General features: G+C 64.6%; 1 protein-coding gene. It reads right to left on the bottom strand.

The features are described 5' to 3' along the window. Positions 1-1244 (bottom strand): AAA family ATPase (locus B7449_RS17190; protein ID WP_048883910.1); only part of this gene is annotated, 1244 nt, incomplete at both ends.

The raw sequence follows: 1244 nt of genomic DNA, 5'->3' as shown, positions 1-1244 counted from the left end.
CAGCGCCTGCTGCAATTCGATATTCAGCGACCGCGCCCCAAGGCCACCCCGGTTCATCGGGCAAAGCACCTGCACGTCGCGAACCGGGTCCAGCCCGAACCGCGCCGGGATGCGATCCCTCACCACGGCCAGCAACTTGCGCAGCCCGACCTCGGGCTCGGCCGCCTCCACGAAGTAGAAATCCGATCCCTCTTCCGCGCTCAGTTCGGGCATCCTGCCCTCGTTGATCCGATGCGCATTGGTGATGATCCGGCTCTGTGCCGCCTGGCGGAACACCTCGGTCAGGCGCACCACAGGGACAGCATCGGAGCCGATGATGTCGGCCAGCACCTGCCCCGGTCCGACAGAAGGCAACTGGTCCACGTCGCCGACGATCAGCAGAGCCGCGCTGTCAGGTAACGCGCGCAGCAGGGAGCGCATCAGCAGCACGTCGACCATGCTGGCCTCGTCCACGACCAGCAGGTCGCAGGTCAGCGGGTTGGTATCGTCCCGCTTGAAGGTGCCATTGCCCGGATCCGTCTCCAGCAGTCTATGGATGGTCTTGCCTTCCAGCCCCGTGCTTTCCGACAGGCGCTTCGCCGCCCGGCCGGTCGGCGCGCAAAGTTGCACGTCTGTGCCCTTGGCAGTCACGATCTTCAGAATGGCGTTGACCAGCGTGGTCTTGCCCACGCCAGGACCACCCGTGATCACCAGCACCTTGCTACGCAGTGCAAGGCGCACCGCTTCCTGCTGGCTGGGCGCCATGGCAAGTCCGGTCTTGCCTTCCACCCAGGTCATGGCCTTTTCAGCATCGATCTCCGGCCAGGGCGGCCGACCCACGGCGCAGGCGCGCAATCGCTCGGCGATGCTCTGCTCCGCACGATACAGGCCGGCAAGGAAGATGCAACTCGTCTCTCCCACGCTATCAGCGACCACGTCTCCCGCTTCCAGCTCCAGCGCGAGGGCTGTTTCGATCAGAGGGGCGGCGACCTCCAGCAGTTCGGCGGTGCTGGTCAGGAGTTCACCGACCGGGAGGCCGCAATGCCCTTCATCCATCGCCTCACCAAGGGCATAGGAGATCCCGGCCCTCACCCGGATCATGGCATCAGGCGCGATCCCCATCTTCCGGGCGATCTGGTCGGCGGTCTTGAACCCGATGCCCCGGATGTCCTTCGCCAACCGATAGGGGTTCTCGCTGATCAGTCTGACCGCATCCTGCCCGGGTAATCCCCCCATTTTTAGTGGGGCATTGAATGAGAATTCAG

The organism is Komagataeibacter intermedius TF2 (assembly GCF_000964425.1).
In the GTDB taxonomy this organism is placed as follows: Bacteria; Pseudomonadota; Alphaproteobacteria; order Acetobacterales; family Acetobacteraceae; genus Komagataeibacter; species Komagataeibacter intermedius.
The sequence above is the reverse complement of the archived record's forward strand: the minus strand, read 5'-3'. Positions and strand labels throughout refer to the sequence as shown.